General features: G+C 50.0%; 3 protein-coding genes and 1 tRNA gene. 2 read left to right on the top strand and 2 right to left on the bottom strand.

Going from position 1 to position 2,746, the window contains the following annotated elements; all coding sequences use genetic code 11:
- Window positions 1–239 precede the first annotated feature (239 nt).
- Together AArcSt2_RS16635 and AArcSt2_RS16640 are read left to right on the top strand one after the other, a co-directional pair.
- Window positions 240–311, top strand: a tRNA-Ala gene (locus AArcSt2_RS16635).
- 561 nt (window positions 312–872) lie between these two features.
- Window positions 873–1,019 (top strand): DUF7386 family protein, encoded by a 147-nt coding sequence (locus AArcSt2_RS16640; protein ID WP_250586352.1) that lies wholly within the window; start codon window positions 873–875, stop codon window positions 1,017–1,019.
- 116 nt (window positions 1,020–1,135) lie between these two features.
- Here the strand turns inward: AArcSt2_RS16640 and AArcSt2_RS16645 are convergent, their stop codons facing one another.
- The gene (locus AArcSt2_RS16645; RefSeq protein WP_250586354.1) at window positions 1,136–1,615 is read right to left on the bottom strand and encodes a type IV pilin domain-containing protein; all 480 of its coding nucleotides are present in this window, start codon (window positions 1,613–1,615) and stop codon (window positions 1,136–1,138) included.
- Between the two features lie 349 nt (window positions 1,616–1,964).
- Window positions 1,965–2,746: RNA-guided endonuclease InsQ/TnpB family protein (locus AArcSt2_RS16650; RefSeq protein ID WP_250586356.1), on the bottom strand; the 782-nt coding region annotated here is incomplete at its 5' end.

The following is a 2,746-nucleotide window of genomic DNA, read 5'->3' on the forward strand; positions in this document are numbered from 1 at the left end:
CTACGATCGATCAGCTCACGGGGTACCGGCGCACTATCGCAATCCCAAGCCCAACATGGGCGAGTCAGAGTTACGACTGTGCTGTTCCCACTGATACTGTCTGGCTTCGAGGCTTAATGGTTTTCCATCGCCAGTCGCTGTGTGAGTCTTTATCGATCCGCTTGTGCAGAGCTGCCGTGTGAGGGCGATCGAGTCGAAGGCCTTAATATCCGCACCGGAAAACGGGTAGATGCAGACGCGGGCTTGTAGATCAGGGGTAGATCACTCCCTTGGCATGGGAGAGGCCCCGGGTTCAAATCCCGGCAAGTCCACTTTTAATTGAGCGTTTTACGATGGAGTTCTCACTCCCCAATTCTGACGTTTTAGAGCTTCTACGTCCATTTTTTACCTTCGGTAGTACTCCCTTATCAAAGCATATTCAGTTTGTATTGAGTGTCGGGTCGGTCCAATCTCTTGATTACTGGAAGGGAATCCATAGGGGTGTTTTGCGTGAGAAACCTGATTTCTGGTGTTTCAGGCCCTAAATCTTGTATTCATTGTGGGTCCCACGTAACCACCTGTCTGCATTCTGCGATGGTCAAGGCGTTTACGAAAATGATCGGGTCCACCCCCGCCGATCGCGTCAGCACTCATAACGCACCCTCGAGAATGACTACACCCATGCGCACAATCCCGATCGCAAAGGCCGCAGCTGCGGTACGAATTTAACAGTGTGATAGTTGAATCATTGGCTTACTCCGAGTAGCGGTTCTACACCGTGACGCGATCGGGAGTGCTTGGTGACCATGGCAGAATGGGCGATATAAAGAATCGAATGCTCAGTGAGTCGAAACCAATGGGTTTCGATGGCTGATCATACATTGGTATTTAAAATGGCGAGTAAACGGACAACTATTCGGCTCAGTGATGAACGGCAACTGCTGCTCGATCGGGCTTTAGAGATTATTGCAAGTGGGCCGGATGACGATCCACCAACGTCAGATATAATTTATACAGTCTTGGCTCACCTAATCGAGTAAAAAAACGACTTAGAACAAGTAAGATCAAATATACGTCCAGAAATCATACAACAGTTTGATACACCCGTACTCAAGTTTCAGTATAGAACAAAAACAAAAATTAATTGGAGGTAGGTCTATTCTCCGTTCTCGCCGTTCTCTTCTTCGCCATCACCATCGATATCGATGGATGAGAGTGTTGCTGAACGGTCGCCTTCCTCGTAGACCAATGAGACTGAACCGCCATCCTCACCTGCATCTGTGGCCATTGCTGCCGTGGTTCCTGCGGTCATCGAAGTTGTAACTGATGCTCGTTTATCATTGTCACGTTCAGTATTTGTTCCCGTCTCCTCATCGAATGTAACATTTCCATTAGCAACTAAGAATGCGGTACCGTTAGGAATTCGATCACCACCATTGTGAGTAAATGAGACTGTGCTATCATCAACACTGTTACTGAATGATGCGCTCGGTGCAGAACCACCCAAATCGTCACCAAGACCGATGACAAAAGTTCCGATCACTGCCGCGAGAATGACTGTTATTGCAACCATCAGGATAACCCCGATAACTGGAGAGACTGCACGATCGTTTGTGAATAAGTTTTTGAGTTTCATGGTTTCACGTTTGACACGTATGATCGGTAGAAGGGCTTATCATTGTCTGATACATCAGAACACTTGCAGGCCAACTGAGGCCGCACACATCCTTCTTGCCAAGTACTTGTGTCGTTAGTACCAACTACTCACCAAGTGACTTAAAATCGATGGGTCACCTATCAAGTGTGAGAATGGGCACTCCAGGTGGGCCAGGAATCGCTTGCAGTGAATCTGCTCTAAGCTCGATTATATCTAACCTGTACGCACCATCGTAGACGGTCGATCGCCCATCTGTGACTGACACGATTGAAACCGCACTCCGAGAGCTTGGGTGCTCCGTTCAGTGTCGCCGTGAAGTGCCTCGGGGTCAAGCCCCGAGGCTTCCCGTTTCAACGACGCGCTTTGCAGACACCGAATGAGTGTCCGTAGGGAGCGCAGTCTCCACGGGCGTTGATTCGGGCCATCCCAGCCCTACTTCAGAAAAGCCTCTCTGCAAGACGTTCAACGAAGCGTTCGCGTCTCGGTCACACTCGAACCCACACGACGGACAGGAATGTTCCCGGACCCAGATAGGTTTCACCGTCTCCACACCACACGACGCACACTCTTTGGTCGTTCCTCGGGCCTCTACTTGGACAACGTGTGTACCGTACAAGTCGCCTTTGTATTCGAGGAGCGTGATGAACTGACGCCACGCCGCATTCTGTTTGTTGTGAGCGTTGCCCTCACCCTGAAGCATACTCTGAACGTGCAGGTCTTCTACGAACACGGCGTCGTACTCTTTGACGAGCCACGTCGTTATCTTGTGCTGGTAGTCCAGCACTTTGCGTCGAATGCTGCGCTTGACCTTGGCGACTTCGACTCGTTGTTTCTCGTAGTTGTTCGAGCCGTGTTCTTTCCGTGAGAGTTTGCGTTGTTCTCGGCTGAGTCGTTCGTAGTCGTCTTCAAGATCGAGCCAGTCCACAGTTTTTCCATTCGACGTGTGGATGTAGTTCAGGATGCCGAGGTCGATTCCGATGCTGTTGCTCGTATTTAACGAGTCCACGTCGGGTTTCTCAGGCAAATCAGTGTCATCAGTTTCGAGTCCAAAGGAGACGAACCATTCGCCGGTCGTCTCTTTCTTTATCGTGACTTCTTTGATGTCCGCGT

Origin of the sequence: Natronocalculus amylovorans (genome assembly GCF_023638035.1) — an archaeon.
Classification (GTDB): domain Archaea; phylum Halobacteriota; class Halobacteria; order Halobacteriales; family Haloferacaceae; genus Natronocalculus; species Natronocalculus amylovorans.

Bases quoted from the DNA above. Each gene is read 5' to 3' on its own strand.
- AArcSt2_RS16640 (WP_250586352.1), top strand. From the start codon at position 873: ATGGCGAGTAAACGGACAACTATTCGGCTCAGTGATGAACGGCAACTG.
- AArcSt2_RS16645 (WP_250586354.1), bottom strand. From the start codon at position 1,615: ATGAAACTCAAAAACTTATTCACAAACGATCGTGCAGTCTCTCCAGTT.